Raw genomic sequence first — 14,918 nt, forward strand, 5'->3', positions numbered from 1 at the left:
GTCCCGTGGTCGGCCACGGGACCCTGAGCGCCGTGGCGGATCAGCCGGCCGCGGCTACGAGCGCATCGCGGACGTCGGAGGGGAACCAGTCGTACCCCTCGAGGTACGGGTCGGGCTCGATGACGCCCTCGGACGACCAGACGATGTCGAACTGGTTGTCGGCGTTGATGCGGCCGATGTTGCCGGGCTTGGAGATGTGGTGGTTCTCGCCGTCCAGCGTGACGACGCCCTCCGGCGCGTCGACGGTGATGCCGCCCGCGGCCGCGGCCGCGTTGATCTCATCGACGTCGAACGTACCGGCTGCCTCGGCAAGAGCCTTGTAGAGGTACAGCGAGATGTATGCGGCCTCCATCGGGTCGGAGGTCACCCCGCTGCTGCCGGGGTAGGCCTTCCAGCGCTCGATGAAACCCGGGTTGTTCGGGGTCTGCAGTGACTGGAAGTAGTTCCACGACGCGTAATTGCCGGTGACCTCGTGACCCATCGCCGGCGCCTCCTCCTCGGCGATCGACACGGAGATGATGGGGGTCGTCTCCGGGGTGAGACCGGCGTCGTAGTAGGCCTTCACGAATCCGACGTTCGACGAGCCGTTGATGGTGTTGAAGATGAAGTCGGGGTCGGCCTCCACGATCTTCGCGACCTGCGTGGTCCAGTCGTCCCGGTCGAGCGGAACGTACTCCTCGCCGACGATCTCGATGCCGAGCTCGGCGGCGTAGAGCTTGATGATCGCGTTCGCGGTGCGCGGGAACACATAGTCGGATCCGGCCAGGAAGAGCGTCTCGACGCCCTGGGCGGCGAGATAGTCCATGGCCGGGATGATCTGCTGGTTGGTCGTGGCACCGGTGTAGTAGATGTTCGGCGAGGCCTCGAGGCCCTCGTATTGCACCGGGTAGAAGAACAGGCCGTTGTGCTCTTCGACGACCGGCTTGACGGCCTTGCGGGACGACGAGGTCCAGCCGCCGAAGATCGCGGCGACGCAGTCCTGGGTGAGCAGCTTCTCGGTCTTCTCCGCGAAGGTGGGCCAGTCGGTGGCGCCGTCCTCCTGGATGTACTCGATCTGCTTGCCCAGGATGCCGCCGTCGGCGTTGATCTCGTCCGCGGCCATGTGCAGGACGTTGGAGACGGTCTGCTCGGAGATGGCCATGCCACCCGTCAGCGAGTTGAGGAAGCCGAGCTTGATCGTGTCGCCGGACGAGTCGATGCAGCTCTCGGACGCGGCGGCGCTGCCCGATGCCGCGGGCGCTGCGGTGTCGCCGGCGCGGGCGCCGCATCCCGCGAGGAGGAGCGCCGCGGCGGCGGCCATGGCCGGAACGGCCAGCAGGCCGCGCGCCCTTCGATTCCGTGTGGTTGTCATGGGGAACTCCGTTTCTGTGTGGTGCAGGTGGTGCGTTCTCGGGATGGGTGGTGCATCCTGCAGGCACGCCGATCGACGCCGGGATGCCGGCGAGATGACCGGGCACGCCGAAGAGCGGATGTGCCGGGTGACGGGCGGGACGGACTGATCGGTGAATCAGGGTGTGGTGCAGGGGGACTGCCGGTGATGCGTCGAGGTGCCGTGCTCCGCGTGCCGGTGTTCAGCCGAAGAAGGTGGGCGCCGACTGCTGCGGTAGTGCCAGCATGGGACCGCGTCATTGCTCTGACATTTCTCGATTGTTCCGATTCTGTTAACCGTGAGCCGGGCTTAGCGCCGCAAACCTTGATTTTCCGGGGTCCGCGCCGCTGACACGGTGCGATGCCCCTTCCGTGACGTCCACCGAAACAGGCCGATATGGCACACTTCTGACATCACCCGCCGGAGGCCCGAATGCACTTCACTCCCGCCGAAACCGAGAAGCTTCTGCTGTCGGTCGCAGCGATGGTCGCGCGCGACCGGCTCGACCGCGGCATCCTCCTCAACCACCCCGAAACGGTCGCCCTGCTCTCGTGCTGGGTCATCGAACGTGCCAGAGAAGGACGTGGCGTCGCAGAGCTGATGCAGGAGGGCCGCACCGTTCTCACGCGCGACCAGGTGATGCCGGGCGTTCCCGAGATGCTCGCCGACGTGCAGGTCGAGGCCACGTTCCCCGACGGCCGCAAACTCGTCACCGTCCACCACCCGATCGACTGAGGAGTCGCCGTGGCATCCGCTTCCTCCGAAGGCCCAGGCGCCGTCCGAATTCGACCGGGGCGCATCGAGCTGAACGCCGACCGCACCGAGTCCGAGCGCATCCGGCTCGTGTTCGTGAACACCGGCGACCGCCCCATCCAGATCGGCTCTCACATCCATCTGCCCGACGTGAACAGTGCGCTGGAATTCGACCGGGCCCGCGCTCACGGGTTCCGCCTCGACATCGCCTCCGGCACGTCGCAGCGCTTCGAGCCGGGCGCCTCACGTGAGCTCGACGCTGTGGCGCTGCGCGGAGCGCGTCGGGTCCCCGGCATACAGCTCAAGACCGAAGGACAGGAGCTGCTCGATGGTCTGGCTTGACCGATCCCGATATGCGGCGATCTACGGACCGACCGTGGGAGACGAGGTGCGCCTGGGCGACACCGACCTCTGGATCCAGATCGAGCGCGACCTCACCGTCGGCGGCGAGGAGGCCGTCTTCGGCGGCGGCAAGTCCATCCGCGAGTCGATGGCGCAGGCGACCACGACGCGGGCTGACGGCGCCCTCGACACCGTCATCACCAACGCGATCATCCTGGACTGGTGGGGCATCGTCCGCGCCGACATCGGCATCCGGGACGGACGCATCGTGGGGATCGGCCATGCGGGCAACCCCGACATCAGCGACGGCATCGACATGATCATCGGGCCGTCCACCGACGTCGTCTCCGGTGAGGGGCGCATCGTGACCGCGGGCGCCATCGACTCGCACGTCCACCTGCTCTCGCCCTCCCAGATCCACGAGGCCCTGGCCACCGGCATCACGACGATCGTCGGCGGCGGCACCGGCCCCTCCGAGGGGTCCAAGGCGACGACCGTCACCCCCGGGGCGTGGCATCTGTCCGCCATGCACCGCGCGCTGGACCCTCTACCGGTGAACGTCCTGCTGCTCGGCAAGGGCAACACCGTGTCGATGGCCGCGCTGAAGGAGCAGGCGCTCGCCGGCGCCGCGGGCTACAAGGTGCACGAGGACTGGGGCTCCTCCCCCGCGGCGATCGACGCGTCGCTGCGCGCGGCCGAGGACTGGGGCCTGCAGGTCGCGCTGCACTCGGACTCCCTCAACGAGTCGGGCTTCGTCGAGTCCACGATCGCGGCGATGGGCGGCCGATCGATCCATGCGTTCCACGTCGAGGGCGCCGGCGGCGGCCACGCCCCCGACATCCTCTCGATCGCAGGGCTGCCCAACGTCATCCCGGGTTCCACCAACCCGACCCTGCCGCACACCGTCAACACCGTGGCGGAGCACCTCGACATGCTGATGGTCTGCCACCACCTGAATCCCTCGGTGCCCGAGGACCTCGCCTTCGCGGAGTCGCGCATCCGTGCCACCACGATCGCCGCGGAAGACATCCTGCACGACATCGGAGCCCTGTCGGTGACCTCGTCCGACGCGCAGGCCATGGGCAGGATCGGCGAAGTGATCACGCGCACGTGGCAGGTCGCCCACGTCATGAAGCACCGCCGGGGACCGCTCGGCGGCGGGATGCCGGCGGACAACGAGCGCGCGCGCCGCTACATCGCGAAGTACACGATCAACCCGGCGATCGCGCACGGGATCGCCTACGACGTGGGGTCGGTCGAGGTCGGCAGACTGGCCGATCTCGCCGTGTGGGACCCGAAGTTCTTCGGGGTACGGCCCGCCGTCGTCATCAAGGGCGGCGCGATCGCCTGGGCGGCGCTCGGCGACCCGAACGCCTCCATCCCGACGCCGCAGCCCGTGATGATGCGCCCCTCCTTCGGCGACACGATCGGCGCCGAACTCTCGGTGACCTACGTCTCTCCCGCGGCCCTGGAGGAAGGCCTGGCCGAGACGCTCAACCTGCGTCGCCGGCTCGCCGCGGTGCAGCCCACGCGTCACATCGGCAAGGCCGACATGAAGAACAACGACGTCCTGCCCTCCATCCGCATCCGGCCCGACACGTTCGAGATCGCGATCGACGGCGAAGACGTGCAGCCGGCGCCCGCGGCCTCCCTCCCCCTCGCCCAGCTGTACAACCTGTTCTGAGACCGCCCCGTGGACTCCGCCGCACACACCGTCGCCCTGCTGCTCGGCGACGCACGCCTCCCCTCGGGCGGGCACGCGTTCTCGGCGGGTCTCGAGCCGGCCATCCAGGGAGGACTCGCCCGACGAGATGTCGCCGCATTCCTCCGCGCCCGTGCCCGTACGACCACGCTCGTCGACGCGGCGACGGCGGTCGTGGCGCGGCGCGCCGCACTGACCGGCGCGCCGTACGCCCCCGTCGAACGGGCCTGGGCAGCCCGCACCCCCAGCCGAGCAGCGCGCACCGCGTCGACTGACCTCGGCCGCGGACTGCTCCGACTCGCGCAGCGCCTCTGGCCGCAGGCTCCGGAGATCGCCGCCCTGACGACCGGTGATACCCCATCGCCCGCGCGCCCCATCGTGCTCGGGGCGATCGCCGCCCACGCGGGACTCGACGCCGAGACCCTGGTGCGCGTCGCCGTCTACGACGACATGGCGGGCGGCGCCGCGGCCCTTCTCAAGCTGGAGCCCGGCGACCCCGTCGACGGAGTGCGGCTCGTGCTGGACGCGTGCGCCTCGGTCGATCCCCTCATCCCCCAGCTCGCCGCTCTCGCCTCACCCGAGGCGATCCCCGCGGCGAGCGCCCCCCAAGCCGAGGTGTGGACCGAGGCCCACGCCCGAACGAACAGGAGACTCTTCCGTGCCTGACTCCCCGCTCACCTCCCGCGCGCTCCGACTCGGCGTCGCCGGTCCCGTCGGCACCGGCAAGTCGTCGCTGATCGCGACGGTGTGCCGTGCCCTCGCCGCCGAACTGCGCCTCGGCGTCATCACGAACGACATCTACACCGACGAGGACGCCCGGTTCCTCCGCTCGGCCGGGGTGCTCGACCCCGAGCGCATCCGCGCCGTCGAGACCGGGGCCTGCCCGCACACCGCGATCCGCGACGACATCACCACCAACCTGCTCGCGGCCGAAGACCTCGAACGCGACTTCGCGCCGCTCGACGTCGTGCTCATCGAGTCGGGCGGAGACAACCTGACCGCGACCTTCTCACCCGCCCTGGTCGACGCGCAGATCTTCGTGCTCGACGTCGCGGGCGGGGGCGACGTGGCACGCAAGGGCGGCCCCGGCATCGGTCGCGCCGACCTCCTCGTCATCAACAAGACCGACCTCGCCCCGTACGTGGACGTCGACGTCGCGCAGATGGTGGCGGATGCCGAGGCGGCGCGCGACGGTCGTGCCGTGCTCGCCCTGTCGCGGCACGACGCCGCGTCCGTCGCGGCGCTGCGCGCCTGGGTGCTCACGATCCTCGCCGGCCACCGCGCCGGCACGCACATCGCGCAGGACCCCGGCCCCATGGCCCCGCACTTCCACGCCGACGAGGAGCACCCGGAGGGCGGATTCGTCCACTCCCACGCCGGCGACGAGCCCCACGACCACGACCTGAACCACGACCACTTCCCCGCGCACGCCGCTGCGGGGGCGAACCCGAGCGAGTGACCCCCACCCGCATCGCGCTCACGGCGGGCGAGCCGCGCGCGCACGTGCAGCTCGCGGTCGGCGCGCTCGCCCCGCGCCTGATAACCCGCGATGCCACGCGTGCGCACGTCGCAGTCACGGCCGCCGGAATGGTGCTGCTCGGGGGCGACCACGTGCACGTCGCGATCGACGTCGGTCCCGGGTGCACTCTCGAGATCGAGGATGTCGGGGGCACCGTCGCCTACCGCGGGGCGCCCTCGTCCTGGGTCCTGGATGTGCGGATCGGAGCCGGTGGAACGCTGCTGTGGCACGGGCTTCCGTTCGTGGTCACCGACGGCGCCGACGCCGAACGTCGCAGCTCCCTCACCCTGGCCGACGGAGCGCGCGCCCTCATCCGGGAGACCCTCGTGCTCGGCAGGCACGGCGAGCGGGGCGGTCGGCTCACCTCGGAGCTCACCGTCGTCGACGAGACCGGCCCGGTGCTCATCGAGCGGCTGGAGGCCGACGGGGCGGCGCCCCAGCCGGGGCTGCTGGGTCAGAACCGGGTGATCGATGCCGTGATCGCGGTCGGATTCCGCCCGCCCGCCCGCCCGGGCGACCTCGAGTTCGACCGCCCCGGCTCGATGGCGCGCCATCTCTCGGACCACACCCACGGCTCGCCGCTGGACCCCGTGTGGGACGCCTGGGCCGGGGCGGCCGCGGAGCGGGCGCACGCCGAAGAGGCGGTGATCGCCCGATGACATCGCTCACCGAAGACCGCGCCCCCGCGCGCATCCTGCCGAGTACGATCGGCGTCATCTCGCTGATCGCGCTCCTGCACGTGGTCGGGTGGGGCGTCCTCCTCCTGCTCGTGATCCCGGCCGGCATCCCGCTCGGCGGCGCAGGCGGCGCGGTCGTCACGCTCGGCGTCGGCCTCACCGCCTATGCCCTGGGAGTGCGGCACGCGTTCGACGCCGACCACATCGCCGCGATCGACAACACGACGCGCCGCCTCGCCGAGCGGGGCAGGCCTGCGAACACGGTCGGCTTCTGGTTCTCGCTCGGTCACTCCACGATCGTCGTCGTGCTCTGCATCCTGCTGACCCTGGGCATCACCGCGATCGGCGCCTCGCTCGCCGATGAGTCCTCCGCCCTTCGCACGTGGACGGGGGTGATCGGCCCCAGCGTCTCGGGCTTCTTCCTGCTCCTGATCGCCGCCATCAACATCGCGTCGCTGCGACGGCGCCACGGGCACGCCGGCGGCCCAGTGCTGCGGATGCTCGGCCCGTTCGAGAAGGCGGTCGACCGCCCCTCGCGGATGTACATCGTCGGTCTGCTCTTCGGGCTCGGCTTCGACACCGCAACCGAGATCGGACTGCTCACGCTCGCGGGCGCAGCGTCGCTCGCGGCCGTGCCCTGGTGGGCCGCGCTCACGCTGCCCATCCTCTTCGCCGCAGGCATGAGCGCCTTCGACACCACCCAGGGCGCGGTGATGCGTCGCGCCTACTCATGGCAACCCGGGCGCCGTTACCTGGGAGAGGTGTACGCAATAGCGATGACCGGGCTCTCCGTCGTCGCCGCTGTGCTCATCGCGATAGTCCAGCTCTCTGACGTCCTCGTCGCGAATCTCGGGCTCGGTGGCCCGCTTGCCTGGGTGGCGTCGGTCGGGCTCGATGGCCTCGGGTTCGTGCTGACCGGGCTGCTGCTCGTGACTTGGATGGCTGTGCTGGCAACGATGGGATGGACTCGCCCCAGGACGGACTGACCGTTATCGTCCAGGATTCGAGCGCTCCAACTCCCGCAGCTGCGCGGCATTCGTCATTTCCGGGGCTGAGGAGTCGGTGCCGCCCTTCCCGCCAACAGTTCCGAGCACAATTCAAGTCTCTGAAGCGCGCTCTGGCCGCAACGCGACCGTTCTCCGCCCGCAGTAACCCGATCTCGCCGAGCGTGCCGATCGCGAGTCGAGAGCGGTCAATTCGATGGCATTGCGATGACGTGGTCACATCTCACCAACTAAGAAGTCCCGGGAACCCTTAGGTTCCCGGGACTTTCCGGTCGGGATGACAGGATTTGAACCTGCGACCCCTTGACCCCCAGTCAAGTGCGCTACCAAGCTGCGCCACATCCCGATTCTTCAGTTGTCGTGACCGTGCCGAAGCGCGGACAACTCCCCCATCTTAGCCGCTCGCCGTAGCCGCCGCGAACGCGGGCGGGCGTATTCTGTCGGATGTCGCCGCATCCGAGTACCGTCGGTGCATGCCGAAGATCACGATCGAACCTGCGACGGCCGACCGGTTCGACGACGCGGAGCACGCCCTCACCGGCGGCGGGGACGGGCGCAGCTGCCAGTGCCAGTGGTGGATGATCACGAACGCCGAGTTCCAGAAGCTGTCGACGGATGAGCGCGAGCGTCTGCTGCAGCGAGAGCTGGATGCCGGTCCCCCGCCGGCCCTGATCGCCTATGCCGACGGCGATGCTGCCGGGTGGGTTCGGGTCGGTCCGCGCGTCCCGCAGGTGCGCATCGCCCGAACCCGCGAGATCGCGGGAGCGACGGCCCAGGCCCTCGATGATCCGTCGGTGTGGTCGGTATCGTGCTTCGTCGTCCGCAAAGAGCACCGGGGGCTCGGTCTGACGACCGCGCTGCTCGAGGCGGCGATCGCGCACGCCCGCAAGGGCAAGGCGCGGGTGATCGAGGCGTACCCCATCGACCCGACGGCCGCGAAGCACTCGTCGAACGAGCTGTACCGAGGGGTGCTCTCGGTTTTCCTGGCTGCTGGCTTCACCGAAGTGGCGCGCACGAAACCGGATCGCGCCATCGTTCAGCTCGAGCTGCGTTAGGAGTTCACGGGGGTGCGAGTGCCCGCGGCATCCCGTTCGAGCACCACGACGACGGCGACCAGCACGAGAGCGACGACCCCTGCCGACCCGGCGGGCAGGAGGCCGGCCAGCGCGATGAGCGCCGCGCCCCCGAGCACCGCCGCCGAGGCGCCATGGGTGATCCGGGGCCGCAGCGCCACCAGCCACACTCCGAAGACGAACAGCGCGACGGGTATCGCCAGGGAGAGCCCGGCGACGGTCTGGGACACCTCCGCGTGCTCGGTGATCACGTCGATCTGCACTTCGACGCCCGCCGAGACGGCGCCGGCCGCGGCGAAGATCACGTAGTGCAGGTATCCGAATGTGAACCCCGCACGTACAGAGGTGAGCCCGTCGGCCTGATCGCGTGCGAAGTACACCCACCACATGCCCGCGGCGATCACGACGCCGCTCCCGGCGAGCCAGAGCAGCTCGGGAACGTGCTCCCCCTCGGCCACGGCGTCGATGATCGCGTTCGCCGACGCGAGCAGGCTCTCACCGAGCAAGAGGAGGGTGAACAATCCGTACCGCTCGGCGATGTGGTGGGCGTGCCACGATGTGCGGCCGTGCGCCTCGGCCCAGAGGGGCACCAGCAGCTCAGCGATCATCAGCGCGAAGAAGCTCCAGAACTGCCACTGCTCGTCGAGCAGGTAGATGCGCGCCACCCACAGCACCTGCACCGCCGCGATGCCGACGGCCATGCGCAGGGCTGCGGGGCGGGATGACGGGTCGGATGCCGCGGCCCGAAGCCACTGTGCGACCATGGCCAGCCTCATGATGACGTAGCCCCACGTGGCGGTGGCGAAGTTCTGGTCGACCATCGCGTCATGCACTCCGGCCGCCAGCACCAGCACACCGGTCATCTGCACGATGGTGGTCACGCGATAGAGCCAGTCGTCCGTGTCGAACGCCGAGGCGAACCAAGAGAAGTTCATCCACGCCCACCAGATCGCGAAGAACACCATGATGTACGCAATGACGCCCTCGCCCACATGGTCGTCCGCGATCATGTGGTGGAGATTGATGGATGCCTGCGACACGGCCACGACGAACACGAGGTCGAAGAGCAGCTCCAGCGGCGTCGCGACGCGGTGCGGATCGTGCTGGTCCCTGGGCGACATCCGGCGAAGGCCCATGCGGCTGATGACGTCGGTCATGCCTCCATTCTGGCGGTGGGAAGATGGGTGCACTCACCAGCGTCCTGAAGGAGTGCCGTGTCCGCAGTGCGTGCGCCATCCGCGGTAGCCACGCGCCCGCTGTGGTGGGGTTTCGCGCCCTACGCCGTGCTGTCCCTCGTTCACGTCGTCGCCCTCGCGGTCGGCTCCGACGATGTCGCCGCGCCCACGAAGCTGACGCTGATGCCGGCGCTCGCGCTGGCGGTGCTGTGGGGTGGGCGCGGCGGCGCGTGGGGCGCCCCATACACCCTGCTGCTCCTCGCGATCGCGTTCTCCTGGCTGGGCGACGGCGCGGGTGCGTTCTTCCCCTTCGCCGGCGATCCGCTGCCGCTGATGCTGCTCTTCTTCGGGCTGGCGCACCTCTGCTACATCTGCCTGTTCTGGAAGCACCTGGCGGTGCGCGCTCTTCCCGGGTGGGCCGCGGTGTACGCCGTGTGGTGGCTGGGGCTGCTGCTCGTGCTGTGGCCGAGCCTCGGCGGACTGTCGATCGCCGTGGCCGTCTACGGCCTGGTGCTCGGCGGCACGGCCGCGCTCGCGGCACGGTGTCATACGCTGGTCGTCTGGGGAGGCGCCTTCTTTCTGGCCTCCGACACTGTCCTCGCGTTCCGCATCTTCCTGCCCGACGCCATGCCGGGGTGGACGAGCCCGCTCGTGATGCTCACGTACACGCTCGGCCAGGGCCTCATCGCGGCCGGTGCGATCGTCACACTGCGGCGGCGGGCGGTGGTCGTGTGACGGAGGGACCGACGTCCGCACGCGTCGACAGCTGGCTCTGGGCGGTGCGCGTCTACAAGACGCGATCGGCCGCGACCACCGCATGCCGCGCAGGGCATGTACGGGTGAACGGCGAACGGGCGAAGGCCGCGCAACCGGTGAGGATCGGCGACGAGCTGCGCGTGCGCATCGCCGGATTCGACCGGATCCTCGTCGTGCGCAAGCTGATCGTGAAGCGGGTGGGCGCGGCGCTGGTGGCCGAAGCGGCAGAAGACCGGACTCCCCCGCCTACCCCGCTGACGGAGCGCGCGATGGTGCCGATCCGCGACCGTGGCGCCGGACGACCGACGAAGCGCGAGCGTCGGGACATGGAGAAGCTGCGCGGGCGCTCCGGGCCCTAGGGCAGCAGGTCGAGCAGCCAGCCGGCGCCGCGCACCGAGGCACCGGCATCCGTCGCCCGCGCCGTCAGTCCGCGGTCGCTCGTGACGACGGTGACTGCGCGGCCGTCGCGCACGAGACCGGCCGCCACCTCGGCGATGGTGTCGTCCCCCTCGCCGTCCGCGCGAACCACCGCGATGCCCGTTTCCCCGTCTTCGAGCGCGCGCGCCTTCCCTTCGACGACGAGCGTCCATTCGGGATACCAGTGCGTCGCTGCGAGACCCAGAGCCGCGGCGTCCACACCGGCGGCGGACAGTGCCGTGAGCCGGTCCTTGAGCCGGGCGGCGGCGCCGGCCCGGTCGCGCCACCAGCCGTCGGGCACCGAGCCGACGACGTTGGCGCCGTCGACGACGATCGCGGGTCGCACGCCGAGCAGCTCTCGAAGTCCTGCCCAGGCCTCCTCGAATGCCGGATGCAGCGGCTGGGCGTCGACGTCGGGAACCGGCGTCCACTCCAGTGCGTAGCTCTCCGGATCGCTGATGACCGGCTCGAAGGGCTCGATCACATCGGCGACGACCGTCGCATACGACCACACGCCAAGGTCGAGCACGCTCGAGAATCGCGGACGCACCGCCTCGTGCGGCACACCGGCCTCTTCCTCGGCCTCGCGGAGCGCCGCGGCGATCGCCGACTCCTTCTCGTGACGGGCGCCCCCAGGCAGTGCCCACGTGCCGCCGAAGTGGCTCCATGACACCCGATGCTGCAGCAGCACCCCGCGATCCGGGTCGAGGGCCAGCAGCCCCGCGGCGCCGAAACGCCCCCAGTACCGCTCCCCCGACTCGGCGACCACCCACGCGTCACCCGGGTCCCGCGGCCCGGTGGGCCGACGCGGTTCGCCGGGAACGGGGGGCTCGATGGTCACCGCTTCAGCCTGTCACATGCGAGCCGAGTCGGACCCGTGGCGCGTCATCCACCGATGCACCACGCCCGCGGACCGCACTTCGGGCCCCATCCCGGCCCCCAGGCCACGGGGTTCTGATCGGCACGCGGCATGTGTCGGCGACTCTCGGCAGAATAGGCCGATGACGTACGAACTCGACGACGATCCCGAGCGGGTCCAGCGCGATGTCGTGTGGGACTGGCTGTCGACCGACGCCTACTGGGGTCGCTGGCGTTCCCGCGCAGACCTCGAGGCGCAACTCGATTCCGCGTGGCGGCTCGTCGCCGCGTACGACGAGCAGGGAGCGCTCGTCGCCTTCGCGCGGGCCGTTTCCGACGGCGTCGCCTTCGCGTATCTCGCCGATGTCTTCGTGCTGCCCGCGCACCGAGGCAACGGCCTCGGCAAGCGGCTGATGACGCGGATGATCGACGAGGGCCCCGGTCGCGACTTCCGGTGGGTGCTCTTCACGGGCGACGCGCACACGCTCTACACGCAGTTCGGCTTCGAAGAACCGGATGCGACGACGATGGTGCGCCGTGCGGCCCCGCACATGCGGTGACCGCCTGCCCGATTCTGCTTGACTGACCTCGTGCCCCCGCTCGTTCTCCCCGCCGCCCTCATCGCCGTGGCGATCCTCGCCGCCCTGGCCGCACTGCAGCTCGCCGTCGCGTTCGGCGCGCCGCTCGGGCACTTCGTGTGGGGCGGCAAGAACCGCGTGCTGCCGCCGAAGCTCCGCATCGCGAGCGCCTTCTCGATCGTGATCTACGCCGCGATCGCGCTGGTGCTGCTCGACCGGGCCGGCGCGATCGACATCTTCCCCGGCGAGCAGGTCGAGGCGGTCGCGACCTGGTTCATCTTCGGCTACTTCACGCTCGGCATCCTGGCCAACGGCGTCTCCCGCAGCAAGCCCGAGCGCTACACGATGACGCCCACCTGCGCGTTGCTGGCCTCCTGCACACTCCTCATCGCGCTGAGCTGAATGCTCAGCCCAGCGCGGCGACCGATCAGCGCGTGCGCTTCTCGCGCACCCGCATGTTGATGACGATCGGCGTGCCAGCGAAGCCGTACAGCTCGCGCAGGCGACGCTGCACGTAGCGGCGGTACCCGGGGTCGAGGAATCCGGTGGTGAACAGCACGAATGTCGGCGGGCGGCTGGCCGCCTGCGTGCCGAACAGGATGCGCGGCTGCTTGCCACCACGCAGCGGGTGCGGATGCTCGGCCACGAGCTCTGCGAGGAAGGCGTTGAACTTGCCGGTCGGGATGCGCTGATCCCACGACTCGAGCGCCGTCTCGAGCGCCGGCACGAGCCGTTCGAGGTGACGACCGGTGCGGGCGGAGATGTTGACGCGGGGCGCCCACGCGACGTGCGCGAGGTCCTGTTCGATCTCGCGCTCGAGGTAGCGGCGACGATCGGCGCCCTCGAGGTCGTCGTCGGCCAGGCGATCCCATTTGTTGAATGCCAGCACGAGCGCGCGGCCCGACTCGAGCACGAGGTCGATGATGCGCACATCCTGCTCGCTGATCGACTCGGACACGTCGATCACGACGACGGCCACTTCGGCCTTCTCGAGCGCGGCCGACGTACGCAGCGACGCGTAGAAGTCGGCGCCCTGCTGCAGGTGCACGCGGCGACGGATGCCGGCGGTGTCGACGAAGCGCCACAGCTTGCCGCCGAGTTCGACGATTTCATCCACCGGGTCGCGCGTTGTGCCGGCGAGCTCGTTCACGACGACGCGCTCCTCGCCCGCGGCCTTGTTCAGCAGCGACGACTTGCCCACGTTCGGCCGGCCGAGGATGGCGACGCGGCGGGGTCCGCCGATCTCGTGCTTCGCGACCGCCGACACCTCCGGCAGCACCTTCATGACCTCGTCGAGCAGGTCGGCGACGCCGCGCCCGTGGATCGCCGAGACGGGATACGGTTCCCCGAGCCCCAGGTTCCAGAGGGCGGCGGCCTCGGGCTCGTGACGGGCGTCGTCGATCTTGTTCGCGACGAGGAAGACCGGCTTGCCGCTCTTGCGGAGCAGCTTGACGACGTGCTCGTCGGTCGAGGTGGCGCCGACCATCGCATCGACGACGAACAGCACGACGTCGCAGAGGTCGATCGCGACCTCGGCCTGCGCGGCGACCGACGCATCGATGCCCCGGGCGTCGGGCTCCCAGCCGCCGGTGTCGACGAGCGAGAAGCGGCGCGCCATCCACTCGGCCTTGTAGGTGACGCGGTCGCGGGTGACACCGGGGGTGTCCTCCACGACGGCCTCCCGGCGGCCGAGGATGCGGTTCACCAGCGCGGACTTGCCGACGTTCGGGCGGCCGACGATCGCCACGACGGGCAGCGCGGGAAGGAACTGGATGCCGTCTTCGCCGAGTTCGACGCCGGCCAGCAGCGCGGCATCCTCCTCATCCAGCTCGTAGTCCTCGAGGCCCGCCCGCAGTGCGGACGCCCGCTGCTCGGCGAGCTCCTCGTCGAGGTCGGCCAGCTTGTCGGCGAGCTGGTCCGGCCCACCCTCGTACTCTTCTTCAGCGCCCATCCGGGCCTCCTGCTTCATGCACGCCGAGCGTGCGGTCAACGACGTCGATCACCGCGGATACGGTCTGATCGAAGTCCAGTTCGGTCGAGTCCACGACCTGCACGCCGGGGGCGGCGGTGAGGAAGTCGACGACCGTCGAGTCGGATGCGTCGCGCCGGTGCAGCGCATCGGCCACGGCCGAGGCATCCTGTGTGGTCAATTCTCTGGCCCGGCGGGCGGCGCGCACCTCGGGCGCCGCGGTCAGCAGCACGCGCACAGGCGCGTCGGGAGCGACGACCGTCGTGATGTCGCGACCCTCGACGACGACTCCCCGGGCATCGGCCGCCGCGACGAGCGCGCGGAAGAAGGTGTTGATGCTGCGTCGGATGGCGGGCACGCGCGCGACGCCGCTGACGGCCTCGGTGACGCGCGGCTCACGGATGGCCGCCGTGACGTCGGTTCTGCCGACTCTCACCCAGAAGTCGTCGGGATCGAGGGAGAGCTGCACGTCGAAGTCGCCGGCCGCATCGACGACCGCGGACGAATCGGAGGTGTCCGCGCCGTGCGCGAGGACATGCCACGCAAGAGCGCGGTATGCGGCGCCGGTGTCGAGGAAGCCGAGGCCCAGTCGCCTCGCGACGGCCTTCGAAACGCTGGACTTGCCGCTTCCCGCGGGGCCGTCGATGGCGATGATGTACGGCGACGACGGCGGATGGGTGAGGCCGGGCACGTCGGTCCCTGAGCCTGGCTCGGTCCCTGAGCCTG

Annotated in this window: 17 protein-coding genes and 1 tRNA gene; 12 read left to right on the forward strand and 6 right to left on the reverse strand. The window is 70.1% G+C overall.

Annotation, left to right across the window (positions count from 1 at the left end):
* Window positions 1–40 precede the first annotated feature (40 nt).
* Complete coding sequence (urtA, locus tag ACPW96_RS05010) at window positions 41–1,351, reverse strand: urea ABC transporter substrate-binding protein (protein ID WP_425817743.1); 1,311 nt, start codon at window positions 1,349–1,351, stop codon at window positions 41–43.
* A gap of 450 nt (window positions 1,352–1,801) precedes the next feature.
* Between urtA and ACPW96_RS05015 the strand changes: the two genes are divergently transcribed.
* From ACPW96_RS05015 to ACPW96_RS05045, 7 genes are read left to right on the forward strand one after another with little or no spacing between them, the layout of a single operon-like run.
* The gene (locus ACPW96_RS05015) at window positions 1,802–2,104 is read left to right on the forward strand and encodes an urease subunit gamma (protein ID WP_425817741.1); all 303 of its coding nucleotides are present in this window, start codon (window positions 1,802–1,804) and stop codon (window positions 2,102–2,104) included.
* 9 nt (window positions 2,105–2,113) lie between these two features.
* Complete coding sequence (ureB, locus tag ACPW96_RS05020; RefSeq protein WP_425817739.1) at window positions 2,114–2,464, forward strand: urease subunit beta; 351 nt, start codon at window positions 2,114–2,116, stop codon at window positions 2,462–2,464.
* Entirely contained in the window at window positions 2,451–4,148 is a 1,698-nt protein-coding gene (locus ACPW96_RS05025; protein ID WP_425882242.1) for an urease subunit alpha, read from the forward strand. Before ureB ends, ACPW96_RS05025 begins: the two co-directional genes overlap by 14 nt.
* A 9-nt stretch (window positions 4,149–4,157) precedes the next feature.
* Window positions 4,158–4,832 (forward strand): urease accessory protein UreF, encoded by a 675-nt coding sequence (locus tag ACPW96_RS05030; RefSeq protein WP_425882243.1) that lies wholly within the window; start codon window positions 4,158–4,160, stop codon window positions 4,830–4,832.
* Entirely contained in the window at window positions 4,825–5,625 is an 801-nt protein-coding gene (gene ureG, locus ACPW96_RS05035; protein WP_425817733.1) for an urease accessory protein UreG, read from the forward strand. Before ACPW96_RS05030 ends, ureG begins: the two co-directional genes overlap by 8 nt.
* A complete protein-coding gene (locus tag ACPW96_RS05040; RefSeq protein ID WP_425882244.1) occupies window positions 5,622–6,344 on the forward strand; it encodes an urease accessory protein UreD in 723 nt (240 codons plus the stop codon). The genes ureG and ACPW96_RS05040 overlap by 4 nt, the downstream gene beginning before the upstream one ends.
* Window positions 6,341–7,348 (forward strand): HoxN/HupN/NixA family nickel/cobalt transporter, encoded by a 1,008-nt coding sequence (locus ACPW96_RS05045; protein ID WP_425882245.1) that lies wholly within the window; start codon window positions 6,341–6,343, stop codon window positions 7,346–7,348. Before ACPW96_RS05040 ends, ACPW96_RS05045 begins: the two co-directional genes overlap by 4 nt.
* Window positions 7,349–7,638: 290 nt before the next feature.
* Here the strand turns inward: ACPW96_RS05045 and ACPW96_RS05050 are convergent.
* Window positions 7,639–7,712 (reverse strand) — tRNA-Pro (locus ACPW96_RS05050).
* A gap of 127 nt (window positions 7,713–7,839) precedes the next feature.
* On the opposite strand from ACPW96_RS05050, the gene ACPW96_RS05055 reads away from it, so the two are divergent.
* A complete protein-coding gene (locus tag ACPW96_RS05055; RefSeq protein ID WP_425882246.1) occupies window positions 7,840–8,421 on the forward strand; it encodes a GNAT family N-acetyltransferase in 582 nt (193 codons plus the stop codon).
* On the opposite strand, the gene ACPW96_RS05060 is transcribed toward ACPW96_RS05055, so the two are convergent.
* Window positions 8,418–9,596 (reverse strand): low temperature requirement protein A, encoded by a 1,179-nt coding sequence (locus tag ACPW96_RS05060; protein ID WP_425882247.1) that lies wholly within the window; start codon window positions 9,594–9,596, stop codon window positions 8,418–8,420. The two genes, ACPW96_RS05055 and ACPW96_RS05060, sit on opposite strands and share 4 nt — an antisense overlap.
* Before the next feature lie 57 nt (window positions 9,597–9,653).
* On the opposite strand from ACPW96_RS05060, the gene ACPW96_RS05065 reads away from it, so the two are divergent.
* On the forward strand, window positions 9,654–10,349 hold the full coding sequence (locus ACPW96_RS05065) for a lysoplasmalogenase family protein (RefSeq protein ID WP_425882248.1): 696 nt from the start codon (window positions 9,654–9,656) through the stop codon (window positions 10,347–10,349).
* On the forward strand, window positions 10,346–10,729 hold the full coding sequence (locus ACPW96_RS05070; RefSeq protein WP_425882249.1) for an RNA-binding S4 domain-containing protein: 384 nt from the start codon (window positions 10,346–10,348) through the stop codon (window positions 10,727–10,729). Before ACPW96_RS05065 ends, ACPW96_RS05070 begins: the two co-directional genes overlap by 4 nt.
* Here ACPW96_RS05070 and ACPW96_RS05075 read toward each other — a convergent pair.
* Window positions 10,726–11,628, reverse strand: coding sequence for an NUDIX domain-containing protein (locus ACPW96_RS05075; protein ID WP_425817719.1), 903 nt, complete (start codon window positions 11,626–11,628; stop codon window positions 10,726–10,728). The genes ACPW96_RS05070 and ACPW96_RS05075 overlap by 4 nt on opposite strands.
* 160 nt (window positions 11,629–11,788) lie before the next feature.
* On the opposite strand from ACPW96_RS05075, the gene ACPW96_RS05080 reads away from it, so the two are divergent.
* Both ACPW96_RS05080 and ACPW96_RS05085 read left to right on the forward strand, forming a co-directional pair.
* Window positions 11,789–12,205: a GNAT family N-acetyltransferase gene (locus tag ACPW96_RS05080; RefSeq protein ID WP_425817717.1), complete on the forward strand. Its 417-nt coding sequence runs from the start codon at window positions 11,789–11,791 to the stop codon at window positions 12,203–12,205.
* A gap of 30 nt (window positions 12,206–12,235) precedes the next feature.
* Window positions 12,236–12,625: a hypothetical protein gene (locus ACPW96_RS05085; RefSeq protein WP_425882250.1), complete on the forward strand. Its 390-nt coding sequence runs from the start codon at window positions 12,236–12,238 to the stop codon at window positions 12,623–12,625.
* A gap of 25 nt (window positions 12,626–12,650) precedes the next feature.
* Here the strand turns inward: ACPW96_RS05085 and der are convergent, their stop codons facing one another.
* Together der and cmk are read right to left on the reverse strand one after the other, a co-directional pair.
* On the reverse strand, window positions 12,651–14,174 hold the full coding sequence (gene der, locus ACPW96_RS05090) for a ribosome biogenesis GTPase Der (RefSeq protein ID WP_425817713.1): 1,524 nt from the start codon (window positions 14,172–14,174) through the stop codon (window positions 12,651–12,653).
* On the reverse strand, window positions 14,164–14,883 hold the full coding sequence (cmk, locus tag ACPW96_RS05095; protein WP_425882251.1) for a (d)CMP kinase: 720 nt from the start codon (window positions 14,881–14,883) through the stop codon (window positions 14,164–14,166). Before cmk ends, der begins: the two co-directional genes overlap by 11 nt.
* Between the last annotated feature and the right edge of the window lie 35 nt (window positions 14,884–14,918).

The sequence above is a fragment of the Micromonospora sp. DT81.3 genome, from assembly GCF_049847225.1.
Classification (GTDB): Bacteria; Actinomycetota; Actinomycetes; order Actinomycetales; family Microbacteriaceae; genus Microbacterium.

Coding starts and splice junctions, on each gene's coding strand:
- ACPW96_RS05060 (WP_425882247.1), bottom strand. CDS start 9,596: ATGACCGACGTCATCAGCCGCATGGGCCTTCGCCGGATGTCGCCCAGG.
- ACPW96_RS05080 (WP_425817717.1), top strand. CDS start 11,789: ATGACGTACGAACTCGACGACGATCCCGAGCGGGTCCAGCGCGATGTC.
- der (WP_425817713.1), bottom strand. CDS start 14,174: ATGGGCGCTGAAGAAGAGTACGAGGGTGGGCCGGACCAGCTCGCCGAC.
- ACPW96_RS05015 (WP_425817741.1), top strand. CDS start 1,802: ATGCACTTCACTCCCGCCGAAACCGAGAAGCTTCTGCTGTCGGTCGCA.
- ACPW96_RS05025 (WP_425882242.1), top strand. CDS start 2,451: ATGGTCTGGCTTGACCGATCCCGATATGCGGCGATCTACGGACCGACC.
- ACPW96_RS05045 (WP_425882245.1), top strand. CDS start 6,341: ATGACATCGCTCACCGAAGACCGCGCCCCCGCGCGCATCCTGCCGAGT.
- ACPW96_RS05055 (WP_425882246.1), top strand. CDS start 7,840: ATGCCGAAGATCACGATCGAACCTGCGACGGCCGACCGGTTCGACGAC.
- urtA (WP_425817743.1), bottom strand. CDS start 1,351: ATGACAACCACACGGAATCGAAGGGCGCGCGGCCTGCTGGCCGTTCCG.